General features: G+C 48.4%; 30 protein-coding genes. 11 read left to right on the forward strand and 19 right to left on the reverse strand.

Going from position 1 to position 24,876, the window contains the following annotated elements; genetic code table 11:
• Positions 1-137: 137 nt before the first annotated feature.
• A complete protein-coding gene (locus K1I37_RS15795; RefSeq protein ID WP_081654259.1) occupies positions 138-986 on the forward strand; it encodes an MFS transporter in 849 nt (282 codons plus the stop codon).
• Here the strand turns inward: K1I37_RS15795 and K1I37_RS15800 are convergent.
• From K1I37_RS15800 to K1I37_RS15820, 6 genes are all read right to left on the reverse strand, one after another.
• Positions 877-2,250, reverse strand: coding sequence for a right-handed parallel beta-helix repeat-containing protein (locus K1I37_RS15800; protein ID WP_021298265.1), 1,374 nt, complete (start codon positions 2,248-2,250; stop codon positions 877-879). The genes K1I37_RS15795 and K1I37_RS15800 overlap by 110 nt on opposite strands.
• Positions 2,251-2,364: 114 nt before the next feature.
• A complete protein-coding gene (locus K1I37_RS15805) occupies positions 2,365-3,024 on the reverse strand; it encodes a DUF1796 family putative cysteine peptidase (protein ID WP_031219221.1) in 660 nt (219 codons plus the stop codon).
• A gap of 208 nt (positions 3,025-3,232) precedes the next feature.
• A complete protein-coding gene (locus tag K1I37_RS15810; RefSeq protein WP_021298267.1) occupies positions 3,233-3,772 on the reverse strand; it encodes a hypothetical protein in 540 nt (179 codons plus the stop codon).
• A gap of 86 nt (positions 3,773-3,858) precedes the next feature.
• Entirely contained in the window at positions 3,859-4,947 is a 1,089-nt protein-coding gene (locus K1I37_RS15815) for a Delta(5) desaturase DesA (RefSeq protein ID WP_021298268.1), read from the reverse strand.
• Positions 4,948-5,088: 141 nt separating this feature from the next.
• Positions 5,089-5,310, reverse strand: coding sequence for a cold-inducible protein YdjO-related protein (locus tag K1I37_RS21975; RefSeq protein ID WP_081654260.1), 222 nt, complete (start codon positions 5,308-5,310; stop codon positions 5,089-5,091).
• Positions 5,311-5,334: 24 nt separating this feature from the next.
• Positions 5,335-5,538: a cold-shock protein gene (locus tag K1I37_RS15820; protein ID WP_021298269.1), complete on the reverse strand. Its 204-nt coding sequence runs from the start codon at positions 5,536-5,538 to the stop codon at positions 5,335-5,337.
• A gap of 282 nt (positions 5,539-5,820) precedes the next feature.
• Between K1I37_RS15820 and K1I37_RS15825 the strand changes: the two genes are divergently transcribed.
• Positions 5,821-6,048: a hypothetical protein gene (locus K1I37_RS15825; RefSeq protein WP_021298270.1), complete on the forward strand. Its 228-nt coding sequence runs from the start codon at positions 5,821-5,823 to the stop codon at positions 6,046-6,048.
• 68 nt (positions 6,049-6,116) lie between these two features.
• Here the strand turns inward: K1I37_RS15825 and K1I37_RS15830 are convergent, their stop codons facing one another.
• Entirely contained in the window at positions 6,117-6,734 is a 618-nt protein-coding gene (locus tag K1I37_RS15830) for a TetR/AcrR family transcriptional regulator (protein ID WP_021298271.1), read from the reverse strand.
• Positions 6,735-6,798: 64 nt separating this feature from the next.
• On the opposite strand from K1I37_RS15830, the gene K1I37_RS15835 reads away from it, so the two are divergent.
• On the forward strand, positions 6,799-7,674 hold the full coding sequence (locus tag K1I37_RS15835) for an SDR family NAD(P)-dependent oxidoreductase (protein WP_021298272.1): 876 nt from the start codon (positions 6,799-6,801) through the stop codon (positions 7,672-7,674).
• A 49-nt stretch (positions 7,675-7,723) separates the two neighbouring features.
• Here K1I37_RS15835 and K1I37_RS15840 read toward each other — a convergent pair whose 3' ends face one another.
• Positions 7,724-8,932 carry a multidrug effflux MFS transporter gene (locus K1I37_RS15840; RefSeq protein WP_021298273.1) on the reverse strand — a complete coding sequence of 403 codons (1,209 nt, stop codon included), beginning with the start codon at positions 8,930-8,932 and terminating at the stop codon, positions 7,724-7,726.
• Positions 8,933-9,062: 130 nt separating this feature from the next.
• Positions 9,063-10,175 carry an ATP-binding protein gene (locus tag K1I37_RS15845; protein WP_152498869.1) on the reverse strand — a complete coding sequence of 371 codons (1,113 nt, stop codon included), beginning with the start codon at positions 10,173-10,175 and terminating at the stop codon, positions 9,063-9,065.
• A gap of 243 nt (positions 10,176-10,418) precedes the next feature.
• On the opposite strand from K1I37_RS15845, the gene K1I37_RS15850 reads away from it, so the two are divergent.
• Positions 10,419-11,594 (forward strand): IS110 family RNA-guided transposase, encoded by a 1,176-nt coding sequence (locus K1I37_RS15850; RefSeq protein ID WP_021294825.1) that lies wholly within the window; start codon positions 10,419-10,421, stop codon positions 11,592-11,594.
• 88 nt (positions 11,595-11,682) lie between these two features.
• Here K1I37_RS15850 and K1I37_RS21980 read toward each other — a convergent pair whose 3' ends face one another.
• From K1I37_RS21980 to K1I37_RS21585, 3 genes are read right to left on the reverse strand one after another with little or no spacing between them, the layout of a single operon-like run.
• The gene (locus K1I37_RS21980; protein ID WP_407653230.1) at positions 11,683-12,009 is read right to left on the reverse strand and encodes a PAS domain-containing protein; all 327 of its coding nucleotides are present in this window, start codon (positions 12,007-12,009) and stop codon (positions 11,683-11,685) included.
• A gap of 30 nt (positions 12,010-12,039) precedes the next feature.
• Positions 12,040-12,540 (reverse strand): PAS domain-containing protein, encoded by a 501-nt coding sequence (locus K1I37_RS15855; RefSeq protein ID WP_021295816.1) that lies wholly within the window; start codon positions 12,538-12,540, stop codon positions 12,040-12,042.
• Between the two features lie 28 nt (positions 12,541-12,568).
• Complete coding sequence (locus K1I37_RS21585) at positions 12,569-12,763, reverse strand: PAS domain S-box protein (protein ID WP_021295815.1); 195 nt, start codon at positions 12,761-12,763, stop codon at positions 12,569-12,571.
• 171 nt (positions 12,764-12,934) lie between these two features.
• On the opposite strand from K1I37_RS21585, the gene K1I37_RS15865 reads away from it, so the two are divergent.
• A complete protein-coding gene (locus tag K1I37_RS15865) occupies positions 12,935-14,137 on the forward strand; it encodes a transposase (RefSeq protein WP_242215925.1) in 1,203 nt (400 codons plus the stop codon).
• 141 nt (positions 14,138-14,278) lie between these two features.
• Here K1I37_RS15865 and K1I37_RS15870 read toward each other — a convergent pair whose 3' ends face one another.
• On the reverse strand, positions 14,279-14,815 hold the full coding sequence (locus K1I37_RS15870; protein WP_161624340.1) for an ion channel: 537 nt from the start codon (positions 14,813-14,815) through the stop codon (positions 14,279-14,281).
• A 270-nt stretch (positions 14,816-15,085) separates the two neighbouring features.
• Here K1I37_RS15870 and K1I37_RS21985 point away from each other — a divergent pair, with 270 nt between their 5' ends.
• Genes K1I37_RS21985 through K1I37_RS15885 form a run of 4 tightly spaced genes read left to right on the forward strand, consistent with a single transcriptional unit; the run spans position 15,086 to position 18,024 of the window.
• Positions 15,086-15,631, forward strand: coding sequence for a DUF6431 domain-containing protein (locus K1I37_RS21985; protein ID WP_081653889.1), 546 nt, complete (start codon positions 15,086-15,088; stop codon positions 15,629-15,631).
• A gap of 14 nt (positions 15,632-15,645) precedes the next feature.
• Positions 15,646-16,998, forward strand: coding sequence for a DDE-type integrase/transposase/recombinase (locus tag K1I37_RS15875; RefSeq protein ID WP_242215919.1), 1,353 nt, complete (start codon positions 15,646-15,648; stop codon positions 16,996-16,998).
• Positions 16,991-17,794, forward strand: a complete 804-nt coding sequence (locus tag K1I37_RS15880; protein ID WP_021295037.1) for an ExeA family protein — start codon at positions 16,991-16,993, stop codon at positions 17,792-17,794. Before K1I37_RS15875 ends, K1I37_RS15880 begins: the two co-directional genes overlap by 8 nt.
• On the forward strand, positions 17,794-18,024 hold the full coding sequence (locus K1I37_RS15885) for a DUF5348 domain-containing protein (protein ID WP_031217800.1): 231 nt from the start codon (positions 17,794-17,796) through the stop codon (positions 18,022-18,024). The genes K1I37_RS15880 and K1I37_RS15885 overlap by 1 nt, the downstream gene beginning before the upstream one ends.
• 754 nt (positions 18,025-18,778) lie before the next feature.
• On the opposite strand, the gene K1I37_RS15890 is transcribed toward K1I37_RS15885, so the two are convergent.
• Together K1I37_RS15890 and K1I37_RS15895 are read right to left on the reverse strand one after the other, a co-directional pair.
• Positions 18,779-19,255, reverse strand: a complete 477-nt coding sequence (locus tag K1I37_RS15890; RefSeq protein WP_021295084.1) for a hypothetical protein — start codon at positions 19,253-19,255, stop codon at positions 18,779-18,781.
• 114 nt (positions 19,256-19,369) lie between these two features.
• Entirely contained in the window at positions 19,370-19,510 is a 141-nt protein-coding gene (locus K1I37_RS15895) for a hypothetical protein (protein ID WP_021295083.1), read from the reverse strand.
• Between the two features lie 197 nt (positions 19,511-19,707).
• On the opposite strand from K1I37_RS15895, the gene K1I37_RS15900 reads away from it, so the two are divergent.
• Positions 19,708-21,099: a recombinase family protein gene (locus tag K1I37_RS15900; protein ID WP_021295082.1), complete on the forward strand. Its 1,392-nt coding sequence runs from the start codon at positions 19,708-19,710 to the stop codon at positions 21,097-21,099.
• A 13-nt stretch (positions 21,100-21,112) separates the two neighbouring features.
• Positions 21,113-21,652, forward strand: coding sequence for an MFS transporter (locus tag K1I37_RS15905; protein WP_330217016.1), 540 nt, complete (start codon positions 21,113-21,115; stop codon positions 21,650-21,652).
• 128 nt (positions 21,653-21,780) lie between these two features.
• Here the strand turns inward: K1I37_RS15905 and K1I37_RS15910 are convergent, their stop codons facing one another.
• The 4 genes from K1I37_RS15910 to lepB form a co-directional block, all read right to left on the reverse strand.
• Complete coding sequence (locus tag K1I37_RS15910; RefSeq protein WP_021295080.1) at positions 21,781-22,545, reverse strand: MBL fold metallo-hydrolase; 765 nt, start codon at positions 22,543-22,545, stop codon at positions 21,781-21,783.
• Between the two features lie 46 nt (positions 22,546-22,591).
• A complete protein-coding gene (locus K1I37_RS15915) occupies positions 22,592-23,515 on the reverse strand; it encodes an MFS transporter (protein WP_152498710.1) in 924 nt (307 codons plus the stop codon).
• Entirely contained in the window at positions 23,451-23,771 is a 321-nt protein-coding gene (locus K1I37_RS21990) for an MFS transporter (RefSeq protein ID WP_021295078.1), read from the reverse strand. The genes K1I37_RS15915 and K1I37_RS21990 overlap by 65 nt, the downstream gene beginning before the upstream one ends.
• Before the next feature lie 527 nt (positions 23,772-24,298).
• Entirely contained in the window at positions 24,299-24,835 is a 537-nt protein-coding gene (lepB, locus tag K1I37_RS15920; RefSeq protein WP_021295077.1) for a signal peptidase I, read from the reverse strand.
• Positions 24,836-24,876 lie beyond the last annotated feature (41 nt).

Genomic DNA, 24,876 nt, shown 5'->3' on the forward strand with positions numbered 1-24,876 from the left:
CTCTCACAAACATACGTTCGCATGCTGTATGACAAAGGATTCGACGTCCATCCTAAAATTCCTTGTGCGCGTATGCACAAGGCATCCGCGGAACTCATATATGGGTCTAGAAGTTCTTTGAGAGGAGCGTGCGTACGATGGCGAGTACACCGATAGTGCAGCCCAAGCAGGTTTCTGCTGCACGAATACTCACTTCGTCTGGATTTGGCTTGCTGTTCGACTCGTTCGATGTCGGACTTTTGTCGTATGTGCTCGTGTCGCTTGCCAAAGAGTGGCATCTTTCGACGACCGTCACAGGTTTAATTGGCAGCGTCAGTTCCATTGGTATGGCCGTCGGATCGGCATTTGCCGGTTCCCTCGCCGACAAATTCGGACGGCGCAGCATCTTCTTATTCACCTTGTTAATTTACAGCATCGCAACAGGGCTCTCAGCCTTCGCAGCAGGTGTCGGCCTGTTTATTCTTCTGCGTTTCTTCGTAGGCTTAGGACTCGGTGGGGAATTGCCCGTGGCCACCACATATGTTCTGGAATCCTCACCAGACGACGTCCGCGGCCGACGCGTCGTCTTCCTTGAAATGTTCTGGGCATTTGGCTCTCTCATCGCGGCGCTCGTGTCCTTTTTTGTCATTCCCTCCGCAGGCTGGCGAGTCGTATTTCTCATCGGCGCCATTCCAGCGCTCTACACGATTGTCCTGCGCTTCGCCCTGCCGGAGACACCCAAGTACACGCGCCTGGCCAAACGCCCCTCGATGGCGACTGCGCTAAAGCAAGTCTGGACAAACGGAATGGCCCGCCGTTCTGCCGTGACCTGGATCTTGTGGTTCCACAGCATCCGGCTAGAGGTATTGTCAGTCGAAGTCGTTCTGGAAACGGCGCTTAGGGCACACCGGGCGTCAGCATCTGAATACTCGCCATTTCTTCTGCGACCAAACGAATGGAGGAAATCACATTCCCAGACGCATCCAGTCCCCAGACGGCAATATTGACGTCTTGCGTACCCGTAATGCCGAATTGAAACTCGTATTGCGATGTGAATTGTACCTGATAAGTTCTTGTAGTATTTGTCAGGGGCGACAAATAGAACAGTTCGTGTACATACGGGGATTTATTCCCTTCAGACAGGTAAAATCCAAGCATTTGAATCGATGCCTGGTGATTTAAATCATTGTTCAAGATGGACACATAGATAGACTGTGCGTCCGTTCCCGTGCATAAAATCGGGCCCGTCGTACGAACGGCCCCGGGGGTTGGGAGTGGGTTGGCCGTTAAAAATGGCACATATTCCACCACACCATCTGGGTCGATCACGGCATCACCGTCCCCAACAGGCGCCGGCCCACTTGAACTTCCCCACCAGTTGTTTGTCGCGTCCAAACGCAAATTGGGCGCGGTCGCGTCATAGGCGCCAGTGTCTAGGTCCAAACCCGCCACCGCATTCCCCTGGATGGCGTTGTCATGTGCCACGATATTGGCGTTCGGTACGCCGCTGCTAAAGGCCGTCGTCACCCGAATGCCCGACGATACTCCGCCTTCAAGGACATTCCCAACGATCTCTGTGTCGTTTGTCGCTCCGCCGAAAAATATCGAAGATCCCTGCGTCTCTTGCATGATATTCCCACTGACCAACACGTTTGTCGTGCTCGTCAAGGCAATGGAGTTGTCGCGAAAAAACCGATTGTGAGCGATGGTCAGATTGTTGTTGGGGGTGCCCGGGGCTCCACCAATATTGATGGAAGCTTGGCTGTGGCCGCCAGCAAAATAGTTCCCCTCTATGAAGGCATTTGTCATCCCAAGAGATGCATAAATGGCATTTCCGAATCCACTGTTGTCAACCAACAGATTATTCCGAATTTGTACCATCTTCTCCCCGTTCGAGTGGACATACATGCCCGTTACGTTGTTTCTCACAATGTTGTTTAGAATGGAGTAACCAGATACCGTCGTTGGCGCAAAAATACCCGCCCATTGCGTATTCATCTCGACTGTGAAGCCATCAAAGACCACGTTGTCCGATTGAATTTGAACGGATCCCGTCGTATCACTGGATACGATAATGCTCTCCATCGCGTATTCACCACGACTCGTAGCATCAACCCCTGCTTGAGCACCCAATAGTTGAACAATCTTCGTGATGATGACGGTCTCGTGATAAACGCCTGGAGCAACTCGGATGGTATCGTACGTGTTCGCTGCTGCGATGGCCGCGGTTATCGTTGGCTGATCGGCAGGTACGTTGATTACGTTTGCCATTTACCACACTACCTTCTATAAAATATTGAATATTTAAATATATTCAAAGAAAGGAAGTGGCGTATGGGCATACATGCTAAACGCGAGAGGTGGATTTATGTCCAAAGCGACCTATTAAACACGTTCGTTATCCGTGTTCCGAAGCGTAATTCCATTCAGAACAATATCCCAAGTCGTGACGTCTTCAGAGTTGACACCCGTATAAACCAAACAGACACCAGGTATCCCCCACTCCCCTTCTATCGGAGCCTCCAGTTCGACCCTCGGGTTTATAATCAATATATTGATATCCCCTTGCACAAACTCACTCAGGACACTTTTCAGTTCCATTACCTCGTCCCGATCTGCGGACCATCGGACAAATAATACAGATTTGGAAGCGGCCAATTGTTCGAGAAATCGGTTCACTCGATAATTCAGTTTTTCCTTATACTGCGGGTAGTGCTCAACCCAGTGTTTGGTCACTGGGAAATCATGAACTGAAATTATGTTATATCGGTTGTCCTTTATAAAATAGGTTTTAACAGGTTTTATTACTCCATTTTCAACCAAATGGGCGACTCCGTCGATCCGTTCCATGTTGCTCAATTCCATATAACCCTCGAATTTACCCCTTAATATCCGATTGATGTCAGAGAGAGACTGCGATACAACCCAATCAAACGGCATGGAGAATTTCCTCAAATTATGCCTCCTTAAATGTGTTGCCGGTGCACAAGCGCTACCAAGACTAACGATCAATTCATATGGCCTCTTTATCTCACGTAACTGCACAATGTATCCCCCTTTTCGACCTATGATATTTCGCAATATCATTCCAAAATCGGGGCATATGGCTAAATTCACCGAAAACAGTCGCTTGTCCGTATAAGTTCTCCGCAAACCAGCAGGCAATCAGAGTCCTATTTAGCTCAAGCTGACGCAAAGAAGGACGGCCACAAAGCCGTCCATCGCGGATTTCAAATGTCGTATGATTCATCGATCATTTCAGATTAGGACTCCACGGTGCGTAACCAGATTCTCCCGTAAGACCTGGCTGTCTCGTCAAGCCAACCTGCGCTGCATACTTATTGACGATTGCAATGACATCTAAGTGATGAAGTTGCCCTAACGATGCAGATGCTTCATTGCGAAGCTTCGGCTTTACCGGATACAACGTAATGGGTTGCACGGTCCCTTGTCGTACCGGAACCTCAAACGCCACGTTTTCGTTGTGTCCGTTGGCCACACAAATGGCAGTGACCACTCCTAAATCCTCGAAACGCGGATCTGCCTTTACGGTTAGAGGAACAGACCAAACGCCGTTGGCGTCCGTCAGCCCGGATTGAATGACTCTCCCTCCGCTGTCCACCACGATAACCCGTGCGCCATTTAGCCCTCGATAATCTACAGCAGATACGACGCGAAACGTAACCGTTGCACTTACTGTTTGTGTTTGCGCGTACGCTTGCGGCACATGCCAAACCGGGGCTACACTCAAAGAGATGAGGAGGGCACAAAGGATCACTTGAATTCTTTTCAATCATACTCTCTCCTTTCGTCGATAGTATGATGAACCATGTGCCGCCCCGTCATACAGCCCTATTTACATCCTCGTTAAATGAAGCCTCACGACTGAGATTTTAACCTTTTAAACAGCATCCCAATCAAACGAGTCACGTTGTATAGTTGACTGATGATGACACGCCGCCCTAGGGGCTCCATCGCGACTTCGTTGAACGCGACAAATCGATGGCTTTCTTCATCCCACAGTCGGTAGCGAAGCGCGTGGAGACTGGAGGCCAAGGTAACAGCTGGAACATTACAGAACAACTCCGTACTTTCATGCATCTGCTGAAGATAGTAATTTGGAACTTTAGGGCCCAAATGATGAACGTGGTGATACCCGATGTTTCCAGTTAACCACTGTAATATCTTCGGCAATTGATAAAATGAGCTACCCTGCAGTGCAGCACGAACATAATCCCATTTATCCGACTTTTCAAAGTATGAGTGTTCAAACTGGTGCTGCACGTAAAACAACCAGATTCCGACTATACCTGCCAAGTAAAGAATCGGTCCCTCTACAAGAAGTACAGATTTCCATCCGAGGATAAAACTGAGGCCCGTTAGAATGGCGATCAGTGTGAAGTTCGTCACGTGTGTGTTTACACGTTCCTTTTTTCCGGCTCCTTTTCGGTTAAATCGATATTGATTGAGAAATAGATGGACTGGCCCAACACCAAACATCATGACAGGATTTCGATACACCCGATAAACCGTTCTCTTTACGAAGGATAATTGTTTATACTCATTGACCGTCAACGTCCACATATCCCCGGTCCCGCGTCGTCCCAAGTTACCGCTGGTGGCATGGTGAACGGCGTGTTCATACTTCCACTGATGATATGGGAAGCAAGTCAGAATCCCTGTTATAATCCCGACTATCTCATTGGCTCTTCGGCTTTTGAAGAACGAATGGTGACAACAATCATGAAATATAATGAAAATCCGAACGAAAAATCCCGATGCCAACATTGCGAGGGGCAAGGTAATCCAAATCGAAACAGACAAACATAGATAAGCTGCCCACCATAGTCCGAGAAAGGGCACAATCGTGTTTATCAGTTGCCAAACACTTTTCCTAGTGTCCGACTTCTGAAAAAGGACAACATTTTTCTTCCAATTTCCATGTTCTTCTTGAATATCTATAGTCATCTTCCTCTCTAAATTCGAACAAAGGGAAATAATCGTTATACTGAAAGTAAAATACGGAATAGACGTATGGGGGGATATACTCGCTGATAAAGGACGTAATCAGTGGAACATATGAGGTAACATCATTCGTTTGGAACACGATTATTCGACCCGAATATTTTTTACCTGTTGACTCATCTTGCCCTTACACATGGGGCAAAGCGGTTCATCACCGTGAACAAATTCATTCCTCGACCAACAGTCACAATCTGAGCACTGCCATATAACAATGTCGTCATAAACGTATTCAGAAGCTGGCTTTCTCCTATTGTTGAAATTCATCAACAACCCTCTTCCAGAATCGAAAAGCCCATGTAGAATCATCTACATGGGCTTAACTATATTTGATTAACCGATAACAACCACATTGGCGGCTTGCAAGCCTTTTGGACCGTCAGTAACGTCGAATTCAACGCGTTGTCCTTCGTCTAACGTACGAAAACCATTGCTTTGAATGGCGCTGAAGTGAACGAATACATCGTCTCCACCCGCAACTTCGATAAAACCGAACCCTTTTTCACCGTTAAACCACTTCACTGTTCCTTGCTTCAAAACAATCCCTCCATCATGCTACCTGATTTACCAAAAAAGCCGTTTCCTCTGACCAAGGGCCAAAAGAAACGGCTCATGTATCAAAATCACGTATTCGGTATAAATCAAATCTTACCTCATTTTTCAATCCGCGTCAATACGTTACAGAACTCGTCGTCAATCATGATCAGGGGCTTTTACCGTGTCCTCCGACACCAGTTTGAATATCGTGTACGTACACGAATGCGTCGCATAGGCGTGAAGCTCTCGTACGAGTGCAGCGTTTCATTTGGGGGCAAAAGGATGAACGATTTATTCATCAAAAGCGTCATTGTTGCACTGATTACCTTCCTACTACTTGAAGCTTTTCTACCGAGACAGTATCAGTACACCTCCTTCCTCTTTTTGGTCTTGGAATCCACTGCGTTATTCGTTTTGGGTCTCGCGCAAAGTCAGTGGAAAATCAATTTCACTGCAAGTGCTCGACTTTTCATCACGTACATAGCCCTCAGCGCACTCATCACGGAATAGTCAATCCCCCATCCCCGTGTGACCCACGCCCCTGCTCTCTTATACACATGGTGAATGTGCTATGTTCTTCAGTCATCGGAATTCGCCAGCAATCTCCTGACGGCCTCGACCACAGTTGCGCGACGACGATCCCGGTCAGATTTTGCAGCCACCAGTTCCGCGATTTCGGGAGGTTGCGATGTCCACAAAGAAGCGATGCTTTGGACGAGTAGCATCAACTGTTCAGCGTCGAAGTGAGAAGGTAGCTTGCCTGCTTCCTGGGCGGATCGAATTGCATCAATTTTATGCCTTGCTGCGTCGCTGCCCCCAGGTATCTGCTGACCAGCCCCTCCCCGCTCAAGTCGATGCCACATCACCACGCGAGCGACATCGGGATGTTGCTCGGCTGCGTCGAAAAGTCTCCCTGCGTACTCTGGCAAGTCCTCCGGCGTAATGGGAATGTTGGTCACAGTTTGATCGACGATATCATTCAGCACAGCGTCAAACAGCCCGTCCTTGCTGCCAAAATAGGTATAAACTAACCCTGCACTGCATCCGGCGCGCTCGGCTATCCGGTCAATCCGGCTTCCGGCTAGCCCATATGCAGAAAATTCCTTCAGGGCTGCCTCTAATAATTGTCGTTTCTTTGATTCTGGATCTCTCTTTACCATGCGCCCATTATATTTGAATGAACGTTCAATTGACAAGTGAATGGTCCGCCTGTAAGGTTATTGAATGAACGTTTATTCAATAACTTGGAGGGGTAGACCAATGTCGAAGAAAGTATGGTTCATTACGGGAGCTTCACGCGGATTTGGACTTGCCATTGCGGAAGCGGCACTCCATCGCGGCGATTTTGTGGTTGCCACGGCGCGAAATCCACGGGCGCTCGATAAGCTCGTATCGACAAGCGAGGGCCGGGCGTGTGCCGTTCCATTGGACGTCACCGACAAAGCGGCAGCACAACAGGCCATCGCTCGTGGCGTGGAGGAATTTTGGCGAATTGACGTTGTCGTCAACAATGCCGGATACGCCGACCTTGGCTCCATTGAGGAAACCCCGTCAGACCAGTTTCGCGCTCAAATTGAGACGAATCTATTTGGCGTCATCCATGTAAGTCGCGCAGCAATACCCGTCTTTCGAAAGCAACAGTACGGGCGGTTTATCCAGTTCTCCACAATCGGTGGGCGCCGACCCGCGGGACCAGGGCTCGCTGCTTATACCGCCGCTAAACACGGCGTCGAAGGTTTTTCTGGTGTACTTGCCGCCGAAATGAAGCCCTTCGGCGTGAAAGTGACTTTAATTGAACCAGGTGGGTTTCGTACGGACTGGGCGGGATCGTCCATGAAAATCATCGAGCCGGGGGAGCCATATCGAGAGACGGTTGGAATATTATTGTCAATTTTTAACGATGCCGCAAAAGCCGGTAGGCACCCAATTGGTGACCCGAAAAAGGCGGCAAACATCATCCTTCAAGTTGCCGACATGGAAGAACCACCAATGTGGCTCCCGTTAGGAAGCGATGCCGTAACGATGATCAGACAGGCAGATGAATGGAAACTCGCCGAACTGAATAAGTGGGAAGCGCTGTCCCTCTCAACCGACGCGGATGATGATGCAATCCATCCAGACCTCAGTAAACTCTGAGTCAGGCATCCAGTTCGCTCATGTTGTTTCTATAGTCGTACCGCCGTGCTTAAACCATTTCCGTCGATTGCACTTTCACTCTTCTCATGAATGTTAAAAATGTATAGCTAGCGATAGAAAGTAAGCTCGCCGACAAAAGGATGAGACTTAATGGCACTGCCGAGTACTCGCCTGCAATCCCCACTAACGGAGAGCTGACACAACCTAATAAAAACGGGATCACGCCGAGCAACGCAGAAGCACTTCCCGCAATATGGCCTTGGGATTCCATCGCCAATGTGAACGAAACGGGACCGATGGTTCCCATTGCCGCGACGTAGCAAACGAGTGGAATGACGAGTGCAAAAAGTGGTCCATGTGTCAAAACGACAACGAGCACAGTGATGGTTGCGACAAACGACAGTCCGAGCCCAAAGTGAAGAATTCGGTGCTCAGGGATTCGTCCCGCTAATTTACGGACGATTTGCGAAGCTGTGATTAACACAATTCCATTCAATGCGAAGAGCATAGCAAACACTTGCGGAGAAACGCCGTAAATTTTTTGGTAGACAAACGGGGTGCCGGCGACATAAGCAAATACACCGCCAAGCATAAACCCCTGTGCTAACACGTACCCCATATACACCCGATTTCCTAAGAGCGTCTTAAAGTTTCCAAACATGTCGCCAACATTGCTGCGAATGCGCTTCTCGACGGGCAAGCTCTCCTTCAGTCTCCAGATGGTCGTGATGGAAAGGATGAAGCCGAGCATACCCAACAAGTAGAACACGCCTTGCCATTTGGTAAACGAGATGACCGCACTTCCTGCAAGCGGAGCAAGCAAGGGCGCGACGCTGCTCATCACACTGATGAGCGAAAAAAACTTCGTGAGTTCCGTACCACTGTGCGTGTCACGAGCAATCGCACTGGAAATGGTTCCCGCCGACACCGCGAAGCCTTGTATAAAACGCAAGGCGATAAAAATCCCAATGTTTGGTGCAATCGCACAACCGAGCGAAGATAAACAGTAAATAATCATAGCAATAATCAGTGGTTTTCGTCTGCCATGGACATCGCTTAACGCACCCATCGTTATTTGTCCGAGTGCTAATCCTAATAGACAAGCTGTCAAACTGATCTGAATCGTCGACGCTGTGGTCCCGAAAAACTTCACCATTTGTGGAAAGGACGGAAGATACATGTCAAAGGTAAACGGCCCTAAACCAGAAAACGTGGCCAACATAAACGCAAATCTAAGGTTATGTTTGTTTGATTTCATCTCGGACTCCTATTGTATAAATGATTTAAATAAGCCAACAGCCCATTCACTATAAACCATCCATTCATCCTGTTCCATCATATCATTGGGCCATGTTCTTCATGCGTCGAGTAGCCACAATAAAATGACATCACGATTCCACAGGTAAAATAACCCGGACGGTTGTTCCATGTCCCTTTTTACTGGATATCTCCATGTCACCGTGATGGGCAGTAATGATTTTGCGACTGACCATTAATCCAAGCCCTGTTCCCTTTTCCTTCGTTGTGTAAAAAGGTTCTCCGACCTTTGGAATGCGGTCTTCGGGAATGCCTTCCCCCTGATCAATAAACTCAATGCACAGCTGATTGCCTTGTGTTTTCACGTGAACACGCAGTATCCCACCCGAATGCATCGCCTCAATCGCATTTTTAATGATATTGATAAACACTTGTTTCAACTGATTTTCGTCGCACAATACCATAGCGACTTCGTTATCATCGAACGCTGTTTGAATGTCAACGCTTCTCATGTTAGCCAGTGCTGACAAGAGCGTGATCACTTCATGCAAAATTAATTTAATGTGGCTCTTTCGGAAGTGAGTGGACTGGGGTTTAGCCAACACTAACATTTCACTCAGAATCATTTTGATCCGGTCGAGTTCAGCATTCATGATTTCGAAATACCGCTTTTCTTTTCCTTTGGACATGGCATGCAACATCTGCGTAAAACCTTTTAGGGAAGTGAGCGGGTTTCTGATTTCATGTGCGACGCCCGCAGCGAGTTGACCGACTGCATTCAGTTTCTCCGACCTCAACAACAGTTCATCGGTTTTCTTTCTCTCCGTAATATCTCGAAGGGAAATTTTAATCGCATTGTCACCTATGTATGTCCCAAGCAATTCCGCATGGAACACTTCACCATTTTTCTTACGCCATTGAAACTCAACAGGATCTATTGGCTGTTCGGACAGAATCGCAGCAAGACGTATTTTGCTTTCCTCATGATGGCTCGGAGCTAGGAAATCTAAGTAATCCTGTCCGATTATCTCGTCCATATCACTTACACCAAACATTTCTAATCCAACACCATTGATGAAGATAAATTTTCTGTCTTGAATGATAGCTATCGCCTCTAGAGAATTCTCCACCAATCGTCGATAACGTTCCTCCCTCATCTGTATCTCCATTTCAAGTAGTTTTCTCTCCGTAATGTCCTGCGCGGTACCAATCATGCGAACTGGACTTCCCGTTTGATCAAACAATACTTCTCCTAGTATATTGATGTCACGTACTCCAAAGAGTTTTGAGATAAAATTCTCGTAGTGGTCGGGGTACTACGAACCTCTCCTTGGGACCATTGGTTCTCGACTTAAAGAGTGTAGTCCCCGCCTTGCGAGCGTTACGAATGAGCTGGATGTTGAAGGGTTTATACCCTATCTCCGAATCTCAAACTAGGTTGTAGATCGCAAGGTTGTGCGGATCCGACCCATTTGGAGGTACGTGCAATGTATTTTGTTGGTATTGATATTGCTAAGCGTAATCATGAAGCCTGCATGATCGATTCAACTGGGCAGAGCCAAGGCAAGACTTTGCGCTTCCCAAATACTCAGGCTGGAGGCCAGAAGCTCATTCAGTGGATGCAGAATGTCGATCACGATTTGTCATCCACAGAAGTCGCAATGGAGGCCACTGGTCACTACTGGTTGGCTCTACACTCGTTTCTCCGTAAACATGGCATACGGGTGCGTGTCATCAACCCCATTCAGTCGGATGCCTTTCGAAACATGTACATTCGACAAACCAAGAATGACACGAAGGATGCATTCATCATTGCTGAAGTGTTGCGCTTTGGACGATACAGTACGACAGAACTCGGCAGTGATGAAATTGTTGCCTTGCGTCAATTGAGCCGATTCCGATTCAGTCTGGTAGACTCAATTTCAGACCTAAAGCGACAGGTCATCAGCGTGCTAGATATGCTGTTTCCCGAATACGAGCGACTCTTCTCAGACCTATTTGGTAAGACGTCCTCCGAATTATTGATGGAATACACAACACCGGAAGAGATCCTTGCCGTAGATACAGAAGAACTGGCGGCCTTCATTGCCAAACATAGTCGGAACCGTCTCGGACTGGACAAAGCGGAAGAACTCAAATCTGCCGCTGCTGCGTCGTTCGGCATCGACACAGCACTGGACGCGTATCGACTGCAATTGCGCCTGCTTCTCCAGCAGATTCGCTTCACAGAGGAGCAATTGGATTCACTGAACAGTGAGATCAAAAAGCGTCTCGAAGCCGTGGATACCAACCTTGTCACAATTCCAGGTATAGGTCCCGTCTTGGCTGCTGCCATTCTCGGTGAAATTGGCGATATAGCCCGATTTCCAACTGGCGTAAAGCTCGTTGCATTCGCCGGAATTGACCCTACAGTGCGTCATTCAGGAGAATTCACCGGAACGCGCAACCGAATGTCCAAACGTGGCTCACCTTATTTGCGCCGAGCCATCTGGCTTGCCGCAAGTGTCGCGAAGGTACACAGTCCAATTCTCAGAGATTTTTACGAACAGAAGCGGGCTCAAGGGAAACACCATTTAGCTGCAACCGGCGCCGTGGCGCGTAAATTGACATACATCATTCATGCCGTCTTACGGGATAAAAAGCCATACGAGCCAATCGCGTAAACCGAACGTCCCGTCTGAATATTCACATCAAGTCTGCTTCTGACAGGCTTATATAGATGCGTCCAAAAATCACTTCCCTTCATTGTTCTTAGAACTCAATTGAGTGCTTGACATTAGATAGCTGGTCTTGAGTATGAATGTACCGAATTTCATCTTCTCGCTGAAGCCGATAGATCGTGTCGAAGGGACTTCCAGTCGCTAATGATTGTTTCACACACCGATCTAGCGATTCCACATCATCCGCATGAATCCGGCTTAGAAAATCTTGGTAGGAAAAGGATTTTGGTTCTCGCTCCATTCCCATGATTTGAAACATAACACGTGAATAGGTGTGATTGTCTTTTCTGATATCCCAGTCCCAATGCCCTAGATTGGCAATACGAGTTGCCCGCTCAAGCGATTCCTGTAAATTCATCAAGTCCGATATATCACGACCCACGCCAACCTATTGCAACACCTTGCCGTGATCATCTCGAACAATGTTGAGCGTCGTTTCGTACCAGCGGAAATCCCCATTTTTACACCGAACGCGAGCTGTAAATCGAGGCACGTTTTCGCCAGCAAAAATACGCTGCGTCACGTCGAGTAAATATGGAATATCATCGTCATGAAAAATCATCTTGTTTGGTTGCCCCACCAACTCTTCTGGCGTATACCCGAGAAGTTGTTTGACCGACGGAGATACATAGCCAAAGGTACCGTCGGGGTAACTATAAGAAATGATGTCTTGAGAGTTTTCGGAGATGATTTCAAACAACTTTTTGGTTCGATCCAACTCAGATTGCATCTTTTTCTGAACTGTAATATCTCGCGCGATGCCAAATAACGCAACGATTTGTCCGGATGCGTTTTTAATGGGCGTCAAACTAACACTGACTTCAACAAGCGTGCCATCTTTTCGCCGTTTCGTACTTTCGTAAACAACGGAGATGCCTTTCGTAATCACTTCACGATGTGCTGCTAATACAGCGTCCTTATCGTGTAACCGGAAGGACTTTTCCAACCAACTCTGATGAAGCGTATCCGAACATCATTTCGAATGATTTATTGAATTGAACGACTGTTCCATCTACTGCGAACACACCGATTGCATCCATTGTTGCAGAAAAAATGGATTCAAATAATGATAAGGCTGGAATATCTTTTACCGCGGTATCTACAAGTGTCATTCAATTATGTCCCCTCGGCTATGAGCGCCTTGTGATCTTGTAAATGAGCGTTTTGCAGATTCATAAGTCCTTGCGGGGCAAAGGATTTCAGGACATGAAAAAGGACTTCACCCCAACTTCGAGAAGATTTCAAGTGACCAAACCCAAAATTCTCCGAGGAGGGAAGTCCACTTGTATCTTCTCCAAAAGTCCCTGTTTTCCTTTGAAGAATGGCTAGAAATCGAACCCAGTGAGCGACTTGAACTGTTCTTTTCTGCTCTGGAGCTTCAGTCGTATGCCGCAAAGTTAAGGAATTCATCACCCCAGGGAGCAAAGCCTATCAATCGTGAAGCGGTTTTACGAGCGTTGCTCGCTGCTCCGCTTGAGGGGATTTCAACCTTTACCAAGTTACACAAGCGTTTGGTTAGCGATCTGCGGTTCCGGTACCAATGCGGGTTTCGGTTAGATGAACCCGCACCGTCAATTGCCACATTCAGTCGAGTCTTCAAGGCCGTAGTGGATAAAGATCTTGCGAAGGCACTCTTCATTGACCTGGTCAGTCAGTGCAAAGAGGCTGGAATCATCGATGGAAGTCATCTCACCATTGACAGTACAGCGGTTGGTGCCTATGAGAAGAAGCAACCGAAATCACGTAGTCAAGAAACGGGTAACGCCAACTGGGGTGCCAAGTATGACACATTTGGCAACAAGCTCACGTGGTTCGGCTACAAAATTCATCTCGCAGTGGATACTTCCAGCGAGTTACCTGTAGCCTTGGAGGTCACACCCGCTCATGTTTATGACGGTGAGATGGCGATTCCACTCATGAAAGATGTCGTCGAAAACTACGGTTGGAAGGTCAAATACGTCATGATGGATGCCGGGTATGACCAGGTGAAAAACTACGAGGCTGCCCGTGGCTATGGTGCGCAAGCAATCATTGCACTCAATAAGCGGGGAGAAAAGGAACCGCCTGCAGGCATGGCATCCGATGGTACACCTCGTTGCTCCATGGGTTACGACATGGTCTATTGGGGAGCCGACGGTGACCGATTAAAGTTCCGTTGTCCACATGCAGTAGGTAAGGTTGGCTGCCCGCTTGGGACTGCTGCTTGCTCTGACTCCAACTACGGAATGGTAGTCAAGAAGAGCATCACCGACGATGTCAGGCGTTACGCCAATCCGCACCGAAACACGCGGGGTTGGATAGCTCTCTACAAGGAGCGAACGTCGGTGGAGAGATGTAATTCCCGGCTGAAAGAAAATCTTACAGCCAACGACACGCACGTCCGTGGCATTGAGAAGGTCACCACATACGTTTACCTCAATGCGATTGTTCTACTTGCTTCTGCACTGGCGATGAACACGACAGCAAGCTCACTGAAGACGGCTTAATCTGATACGATTCTTGGCACTCTGTTATTGGCAAGGGCATGCGAAAACCTAGACGACACAAGCGAAAAATGTAAATGATAACTCTCGAACTGGTATTGTTTCTCTTTTCGTTTCAAAGAGAAATGTAATTCTGCAAAACGCTCAAATAAAAATGGCCATGATCACGGTACTGTAAATCCACCCAATTGTCATTTGTAAAGATGTGAACATTTTCGCCCCTACGGATACAGGGGCAATATCCCCAAATCCTGTGGAAGTGAACGTGGTAACACTGAAATAAATCGCGTCTTCAATGCTGAGCACTGATTGGCTAAACGGTTGTGCTAAGTGGTATTTAATCGAGTCAAACGTCAAACCTCGATAAACACTGGCGAACATCAAAACAGCGTTAAAAAATTGCAAAACCACGATGAATATCGTGAACTTTGTGCTTGTCTTTTCTTTTAATATTTTCCTGATAGAAACAAAGGAATACGAAATGATCGACCCGACAAGGAAAGATAACGTGTATATGTACTCGGCGTAAGAATTCAATCCTCCTGTAATAAACTCAGGGAAGAGCAACGAAATAATCCATACGGCAACAGCTGTTACATAAAATGTTGAAAGCGCCATCGTCGTATCGATAATCGAAAAAAATTTCGTTAACGTTACGATCCCTCCCGATACCACGCTCACTGGCATATATACTCCCCAACATTAACGTCCCCATTTGATGATTCATTATCCAGTTTGTGATGAACATGATTCAGTTCGTTACAACCGAGTACTGTTTTGGCCAATCCATAATGGCCGAAAGTTGACTGAATTGCCTGTCCAGGAGTTGACGTATATCATGTCCTTATCCTAGGAATGGAAAAGGACGTCTCCTTTTGCGTTGCACCGCCCGAACAGTGCAACAGGAAACGTCCCCAACTCGTATGGTAATTCTATCAGATTATCAGCTCGTTGAGCAGTCCACCCGAGTTTTTTGTTCGGAGTGAGGAATGCATCCCGTGTCCTTGCTGTCAGGGCCAACTTGTTGTATGCGGAAGCCGACGTAGACGTTATACGCAGAGTAACGGTGACCAACTCACCCTTATCATTCGGCGCCTTCGTTGCACGGAGTGTCATCGTATCCACCACGAACTCCCAGATATTCTTGTGCCCTACAAGCGCTATGACCGAGAAAGTATAGAGCAGATCATTACCGAATCATCCCCTTCAGTGGGGGCGGACGAATCCACCATCCGCCGTGTCCGTCAATGGTTCGAGACATGGTCTTCGTATGCTACCGGTTGTCTGGTTGCTATTGCAAACCGTCACGGCCGTGTGTTGGAACCGTCCTATCCAACACAATCCTCACTCCATCGAATTGGACATTTGGTCGGCGACGCCGTCGGGTGGATGGCCCGTGCTGTCCGCCCTATTGCAAATCTACATTTGTGGACACATACCCGTTCTGCCTTTGTGTCCGCTTCTTCTCTGTCTACTATTCAGGCTAACCCCACTTGAAGGAGAGGTTAGCCATGAAAGATTGGAAAAAAGCGGAGGATGTGGCCGTGTATCGTGTTCAGTTGCTGTCTCCACTTTTGGAAGATGGACTGGATTCAGCGCAACTTCGCAGACGCAAGGCAGAGATCTGTGCACAGACCGGGTTATCGGAACGAACATTGCGCCGCTATTTAGCTACATTTCGTGAACAAGGTTTTGAGGGACTCAAACCGAGGTCAAAATCTAGCCGTCGAGCTCAGGTGATCCCGGATGAGATTCTGGAAGAGGCCATTTTGTTGCGCAGAGAGGTTCCTTCTCGAAGCGTCTCGCAGATCATTCGTATTCTCGAATGGGAAGGAAAAGTGGCACCTGGGGAAATTCGGAGAACAACTCTTCAAGAGAAACTTGCTCGTCGAGGATATAGTGCCGGACACATGCGAATGTATGCTGAAACCGGTGTGGCAGCGCGTAGGTTTCAGCGCCGTCACCGCAATCAGTTGTGGCAATCGGACATCAAGTTTGGCCCTTATCTCCCCATTGGAACGAATGGTTCAAAGCAACAGGTCTATCTCGTGGTTATGTTGGATGACGCAACTCGTTTTGTTCTCCACGGGAGGTTTTACCCCACGCTGGACCAAACCATTGTGGAAGACTGCTTTCGCCAAGCTGTACAAAAGCACGGTATACCAGAGGCTATCTACTTTGACAACGGCAAACAATTCAGAACCAAATGGATGACTCGAACCTGTTCAAAGCTCGGGACACGGCTGCTTTACGCGAAACCCTATGCGCCGGAGTCGAAGGGAAAAATAGAGCGGTTTAATCGTATCGTCGACTCGTTTCTGGACGAAATCGCTGCGGCGAAACCTAAGACATTGGAACAATTGAATCAACAATTTGAGGTCTGGTTAAGTGAATGTTATCAGAACCAACCTCACTCCGCACTTCAGAATCAGATGAGCCCCGAGACTGCCTATCGTAGCGACCATAAAGCCATTCGTTTCATCTCACCAGAGAGCATCGCGGATGCCTTTTTGCATGCCGAAACTCGAAAAGTGGACAAGTCCGGTTGTATCAACTTCATGGGTAAGAAGTATGAAGTGGGTCTGTCATTCATCGGTTGTAAGGTGAATGTCATATACGACCCTGCAGATATCACGGAACTCACCATCGAATACGCGGGTCACCAGCCTTGGACTGTGGGAGAACTGGTGATTGGTGAACGGGCTGGGCAAAGACCTAAACTGCCAGAGCGGTTCGAGAACCAAAACGTTGACACATCTCGTCTGTTGGATGCAGCCGAGAAGAAGCATCAGGATCGGATTGAGCGTATCACGCCTGCAGTCCGCTATGACGCGGTCTGGAAGGAGGAGAATGGTCGTGTTTGAATCGTTCTACGGCTTTACTCACACGCCCTTCTCACGAGATATTCCAACAGATGAACTCTACATGTCATCTACACTGGAGGACATTCTCGGTCGGCTGAAGTATGCTGCGGAGCGTCAGTGGTTCGCAGTGGTGACTGGAGATTGTGGAACCGGAAAAACCACAACCATCCGTCGTTTCTCGGAGGCGCTGGAACAGTCGAAGTTCAAAATTCTGTACCTGTCGGATTCTAAGCTGACCCCACGACATTTTTACAAGGGGATGCTCGAGCAACTCGGTTGCGAGGCTAAGTTTTATCGCGGCGACGCGAAACGTCAATTGCATCGTGAGATTGAGCTGATGCGTGGGATACATAGCCTCAGTCCAGTTGTGGTCGTAGACGAAGCACATTTGCTAGATCGGGAGATGCTCGAGGAAGTAAGATTTCTTTTGAATTTTAAAATGGATGCGCAAAGTCCTATGGCGCTAATTCTCGTCGGACAGAGTGAGCTCTGGGAACGGCTCAACTTACAGGCTTACGCCGCCATTCGGCAACGCATTGATCTACAGTGTAAGTTGCATCACTACGACCGCGCTGAAATCGGGGCATACATTGAACGTCATCTAGCCTACGCGGTAGCTGGACAGCAATCTATTTTCTCGGATAAGGCTGTCGATGAAATCTATCGTTTCTCGGGTGGAGCTCCACGACTGGTCAACAAACTCTGTACGCACTGTCTCATGTATGGGGCTCAAAATCGGCAACGGATCATCGACGACCACATGGTCGAGCGCGTCATTCAAGGTGAATGCTCATGATGGCACGGAGATTACAGATGTTCTACGATCCAGAGTTGTCGCGTTGGGTGGTTGAGGGCAAAAATGAGTGGTACAGTTTGCACTGCGGGGAGATTGTGCAATTTCACATTGAACGCACAACGCTTAGTGGACGGCTAGAGCTTGGACGAACATCTTGGTACATCATCAGCGGCGACGTCGCGTTTGGACTCTTAGAAAATCGGCGATATTTGGTTAGCGTCGACCTTTAGAAACACTGTCGGGAGGGGAGGAAACTTCCTTCCCATTTTTGCAAGCGTTCTTGGACAGCGAATCCGTCAGTTCTCGGTCAACTTACACCGTCAGTTTTCGGACGTTATGCTATGTCAGTAACAGAGTACATCTAATACTTCGTCTCACCGTGCGCTTGAATGAGGTAGTAAAAGATGACCCATACACTGAGGACCAACAAATACACGGCAAATGAATAGAAGATATGGTACCCATGTCGATAGTGAAAGATCCCGATACTCGAAGTTAATTTCTCCGCCCCGACGCTTAACAGTGCCCACGCCAAAATATAAGCCAACGAAAACCGTGGCGTGATCCTGAAAAGGTCATAAAGATGAGCGTTTTGCAGAATTAACGTTCACAACGCATTTGACACTATATATAGTGTTCCATTGATAGTTCGTACACTATATATGTGCGAGAAACGGTGAAAAATCGAATTCTGCAAAACGCTCAGATAAAAAAACGCATAACTGTATGCTGCGTACATCCAATGGGATAAGAAATCCATCACTTGAAATTGCGAAGTGTCATTTAAATCGTAAAAACTAACCGGGAGAACGCTTAAAGTGTGGTCAAAAAAGAAGCCAAAAAATACGCCACAAAGTAGATACACCCCGGCTGTTTTCTTCGTGAATTGCTTGGGCAGCAACCAGACGACCAATGCCCCAACGACGAGAGAAATGATGATAGACTACTCGTTGGCATTGAACTGATAATCATAGTGTGTCACTTTCAAGGTCGCTTAGGTGCTCCTCTCTCCAAGCAAATAAACCAGCGAGTAATCAAAGCCAAAACGGCAATAAACGCGAAATACATGAGGATGGAATAAACAATGTTCCAGCGACTGGTGAAGGTGATGAGACCAAACGCTCGGATGAGCCAATCGTCCGCCATCAGTGGCACCATCATGGCCGCCCCAAGTATCCATCTCCAGCGCGCGCGTAAAGGCGAGTTGAGGAACCCGGCAGCCATGATGAGCAGAAACGGTATGATAATAAATCTGCAAACATCTAAAGCCAGTGACTTTTCCACATCGTGTGCAACTGGAACCCACTGCAAATTCACGTCCAGGACGGTGTATACGGTAACCGACAGGACGCCAATGATGAAATATAAAAAACACATCTCTGTGAGGGTTAACCATTTGGGGACAAGGACAAATCCAATCATCACCAACCACGCAACCATAGCAAACACAGCAAGAGACATCGCCATCACCCTCTAAAGATGACTTCATACGATGTATAGGCTGTGCAAACGGGATCGAAAAATTCACGATATTCACTGGTGTGATGGGATGGAACAGGCAACCCTCAATAGGACTTACGAGTTATGCAATTCATTGCGCAGCTGTTGGGCCAGCCGTTCTTGCTTCCGGACCATCGCGCGTCTTAGCAAGGCATACACCTGATCTCGAATGGGTTTTGGAAACTCGCTGAGCGCCGGCACTCGATGTTCGCTCACAGCCACTCCCCCTCGATAAGCCCTATGCACCATTGGCTTGACCACTTGCCAATCCGCTTTTCCCCGGATGTCATGCTCAAATGGAACATACAATCCCTATGACACAACAACATCGGCGTGGTGATCTGTGACATGTCCAACCTCAACCGGTTTACAGCGGTAGCACCGTTTGTCAGAAATGGGAGTGAGGGTAGGCGATGATTGCCTTATACGAACGCGTTTCGACAGACGAACAAGCCCAGAGCGGCTTCTCACTCGATGCACAAAAGGAACGGCTCGAAGCCTATTGTAAGTCTCAAGGATGGACCGACTTTGAACATTTCACAGACGACGGGTACTCTGGAACGAACATGAACCGCCCCGCGCTCCAGCGACTATTGCGATATATCGGCCGTGGGCAAGTGGACACCGTGATCGTCTACAAGCTAGATCGCTTAGGACGCAAACAAAAGGACGTATTGTACCTGCTCGAAGACGTATTCGACAAGCACGGGGTCGCTTTCAAGAGCGCAACGGAGCCATTCGACACGTCCACACCGCTTGGTCGTGCAATGCTCGGGATTCTCGCGGTGTTCGGCCAGTTGGAGCGCGACACCATCATTGAACGTACAAAATCAGGTTTGCGACAACGTGCGCGGCGTGGCCTTTGGCCCAGTGCGTCATTCCCCTTTGGCTACAAGATGAACGATGCAGGCGTGCTGGAAATCGTTCCGAGCGAAGCGGAAATCGTGCGCGAAGTGTTTCGGAGATTTATCCGTGGTGACTCGCGCAAGTCCATCGCAGAGTGGATGCAAAAACGCGTTCCGAATCAGTACGTTGACCACTATTACATCCTGAATATGGTACGGCGGCGTACGTATCTCGGCCAGATTGTGATGCGCGGAGACATCTTTGAAGGCCAGCACGAAGCCATCATCGACGAAGAAACGTTTGCCGCTGCACAAAGGGAACTCAAGGCTCGGACGGAACAAAGACAGCGTGGAAACGGAGGAACGTACCTATTAAGCAAAATGATGACCTGTGGTGAATGTGGCGCTTGGGTGTATTACTTTAAGTCGAAACAAAAACTGGCGAACGGAAAATCTGCACATTACCTACGCGTTCAATGTAAGAACAAGAAAGCATCACCAACGTTATGCAAAACACATAGTTTCCTCGCTCGTGATATCGAAGCGCTTGTGGTGCGACAGGTACGTGACATCCAAGTCGAACCTATTGAGATGGCATTGGATAATGCGTCTGACCATGATGCTATCCTGGATGAACTCGAATCCGCGCTTGACAAGGTAAAAGACCAACAGAATAACTTGCTGGATGCCGTCCAGGCCGGAGCAATTCCCCTGTCGGTCGTCAAGGAACGACTTGAGCGCCTGGATCATGAACGCCGGGCCATCTTTGAACAGATGGGCGATATTCAACGGCAGTGCGCATCCCGAGTCGACACCACACCATTCAGCCAGGCGTCGCAAATGATAAACGACCTATGGGATGACATGGCCCCCGACGAACAGCGGGAGGCAATCCGGTTGCTCATCAAAAATATCCGCGTATATGCGGACAAACACGTAGAAATCGAGTGGAACGTATAATACCCCTAGCTGGATTCTCTGGTTTGTCATGAATTACACGTATTACGGCATGTTTTTGTGGCTTCCATCGGTGCTGTCGGAGAAGGGATATTCACTCGTGCACAGCCTTGGTTACTCGCTGATTATGACCTTGGCCCAAGTACCTGGGTATCTGACAGCCGCATGGCTCGTGGAAAAATGGGGGCGTAAACGCACACTTGTACCGGCGATGATTCTCGCCGCCATTTCAGCGCTCTTATTTGGCATGGCGAATAGTACGGCCATGCTTATCGTGTGCGGATTGTTTCTCTCGTACTTTATGTTGGCGGCCTTCGCAGGCACGTACATTTTCACAGTTGAACAGTTCCCCACCGCCGCACGCGCGACAGGCATGGGCTGGGCTGCTGGCTTCGGTCGTATCGGCAGTGCACTCGCGCCATTTATCACCGGCTGGCTACTCGGAATGCACCTGGGCTATGGTTGGATTTTCGGGCTGTTCTTTATCGTTCTCTTGATTGGGTTTGCCATCGTCATCGGCCTCGGGTACGAGACGAAAGGAAAGGACATCCACTGAAAGGTGAAGCCCAATGGAGAAACCACTACGAGGTCTACGCATCAATCGGTGTAGACCTCGTAGTCGAAAAGGGTATAACCATGCATTTCCCAAAATGAATCAAATGGACTTGACGCTGACCGCTCAGCTTACCGCGAAATAAGCGCAGCAATTTGTTCATGGACAGACTCCCGCACAATGCCCCCGTGGTAGCATACCGCAGTGTCGATTTCCAGATTGGCGAATTTGGATAGGGATTGTATCGCAGTTGCCATATCCGGCGTCAAATACGGGTTTGGCCCTGTTAAGCGTCCATTATCTGCTGCCATTGCGTCCGCCGTAATCAATATTCTACTCGCGTGCAAATAAAGGCTGATGTGCCCCGGCGTATGCCCTGGCGTATGAATGACCGTCACTCCGCCGAGCAAATCCAACGTTTGTCCGTCTGATAAAATGTTGTTGACGCGCGTAAAAGGCGGATCCGCAAACAACATCTGAAATCGCTTGGCCTCCTCTTCCACCATCAAATCCAGCAATCCCTGCATGGTCTCCTGGTTCAACTTCATCAGCGGTCGTTCGCCTTCAATGTAGGGTTTATCTGCTTCGTGCGCGAGCACCGTTACGGAGTGTTTCACAGAGGCAAGAAACTCTGGGAGTCCGCCGATGTGATCAATATCTTGGTGAGTTAGAAGAACCGTCTTCACATCATCCAGCGGAACATTGGCTGCTTCAATTGCGCGCCTGATCTCCAGCCCGTTGCCTGGCATACCAGTATCCAATAAGACAGCTTCCCGCTTCCCTTCATCCCACAGCAGGATAGGGTAAATGAGATCTGGAAGGTAAGCCATTTCCACCTTCAACACGAAGACCCCAGGTGCAATTTCAGTGACTCGCTCATTTTGCATTCCAGACATGTTTTTTCTTCTCCTCTCTCTGTACACGCATCCCTACGTACCTCAATCATTTTGAAGATGAATAGCGAATCCCAAAACCGCTCAACAAAGCAGTCAAGAACAAAATGCCGGCAAGCACAACAAAGAAGCAGCGAACCCCATAGGAAGAGACCAGAGCGGTTTCCAAAAGCGGCGCCAAACTGGCTCCAACGAACACAAAAAAGGCATAAACCGCTGTCGCGCTTCCCCGTGCTTCATTCCCAAAGTGCCCAACGAGCATGATAATGCCAGGTACCGCGGAAGAAAGACCCAAAACGACAATGATGCTCGAAATCGTGAGAAGGCCAATCGAGTGTGAGACAGCTTCCAGGAGCAGTCCCAAGCAACCAATCAACACGCCAGAAATCAATACCCGTTTTGCTCCGTAATAGCGAATTGCATATCCTGCCACCAGCGACAATACAATTCCCGGAATCCCTAGAAGTTGAACCTCAATCAATTCCCCCGCGCTACGTCCGAACCCGTTTGACAACAAAACACCTAATCCGGAATACATCCCGATGAAGCACAGCAGAATCGGTACGGCTACAATCCAGCTGACGACCAGGCGAATGTTTCTGAAGAGCCGAATTGTGCGGAGACAGACAGCACCAAATGATATTTGGGTGGATGGACGAGTCCCTTTTGGAAGAAGCAGAATGCTAATCGCAAGCAGTACGTAAACGACCGCGAGCCACAGAAATGCTGCATGCCACCCAAAACTTCTATTCATCAAACTGCCATAAACTTGCCCCAGTACGCTGGCTACAAGAAAACCGCAACTGACGACCGTCGTCGTAATGGCGCGGTATCTCGGTGCAAGTACGTCACCAATATAAGCAATGGCGACAGCAGGAAAAGAGGCCGCAATCACACCTTCGAATACCCTAAATAGAATCAATAACGGAAGCGACGGGCTTAACCCGACGAGCACTGTCATTAATGTAAGCAAGAACAGTCCCGATGTAGAGAATCTTTACTCTTCTAATCCGGTCAGAAAGCATCCCCCAAAATACGTTTCCAATTGCATAAGCAAAACCATATGCGCTGCTGGTCCAATCTGCCACACTCGTGGTGACGTGAAATTGCGTCTGCCATACAGGAATGAGCGAGATTGGAAGATATACGAGCATGAGAATACATATTGAACACAGTCCAAGAACAATCATGACCCTTGCAAAGTCGTTGGGTTCAACCGCATGATCCATCGTCAATATCCACCTACCTCAACGTAAAAGATACATCTGTTGTAACGCTGTAAAACCATGCCTCTTGTTACTCAGTGCCCGTTGACATCCCTCCTCACCCAGGAGCCACGTGTTTTACAGGCGACAAGTGTATTATCGGCTGACAGCGCGGGAAGCAGATAGTCGATTCCTCGCAGATGATTACCTAATCCTCCAAAGCGGTAAACCGCCGAAGATCATTGGGCGATTCTGGGGCAGGCACTAGCGTGATCGAATCAGGAGATAAGCGCGAATTTAGTGAAAAATCCGCTTGTGGCATGGGGGTTGTGGGGTTTGTGGATGACGCAAACAGGTATCAAAGAAGGAAAATCCGGGGAGGTACAAAACAATAAGGCCCGTAATGGGCCTTATTTCTGCCGAAGGCGTGCAATTCGGCGCATTAGGGCAGATTTTCTGCCTTAACCGGACGCCATAATTTCATGCCTTAACCGGCCGCCTTATCTTGACGAACCCGATGCCTTACCTGACGCCTTCACCGGCGGCATGCATCACAAATGCTGTGGAATGGATTTCATTTTGCTGAACGGGAACAGCACAAAGTCCGCCTCGCCGACAATCGCCTGTCTGGACACGTATTTATTGGTCCAGAACCTGCTGTCCTCGGATACGGAACGGTTGTCACCCATCATGAAATAATGACCTGCGGGGACGTGATACGTGCCAAAGCCACTCAGGTTTGGCTGCGTAATAATCGGTTCGTTCAACTTTTTGCCGTTGATGTAGACAGCATTGTTGGTCACTTTGACCGTGTCTCCTGGAAGCCCAATTACCCGTTTGACATACAATTCGGCCGGGTCATCAGGAAAGTGGAAGACCACGACGTCACCGCGCTGTACACCGTGAATTTCAGTCGCCAATTTGTTCACGAGAATATAGCACGGATTGGGAATGGCAGGGTACATGGATTCAGAAGGGACATATGCCGCACTGACCACCCATTGGCGAATACAAAGTGCGATAGCCACACCAACTACGATTGGCAATAGCCATCCCGTTAACCAATTTTGCCGCTTTCGCTGGCCCATGCGACGGTTCACATCCTTTATCTTTACCTCACCAATCTACC

Origin of the sequence: Alicyclobacillus acidoterrestris (assembly GCF_022674245.1) — a bacterium.
Lineage (GTDB): Bacteria > Bacillota > Bacilli > Alicyclobacillales > Alicyclobacillaceae > Alicyclobacillus > Alicyclobacillus acidoterrestris.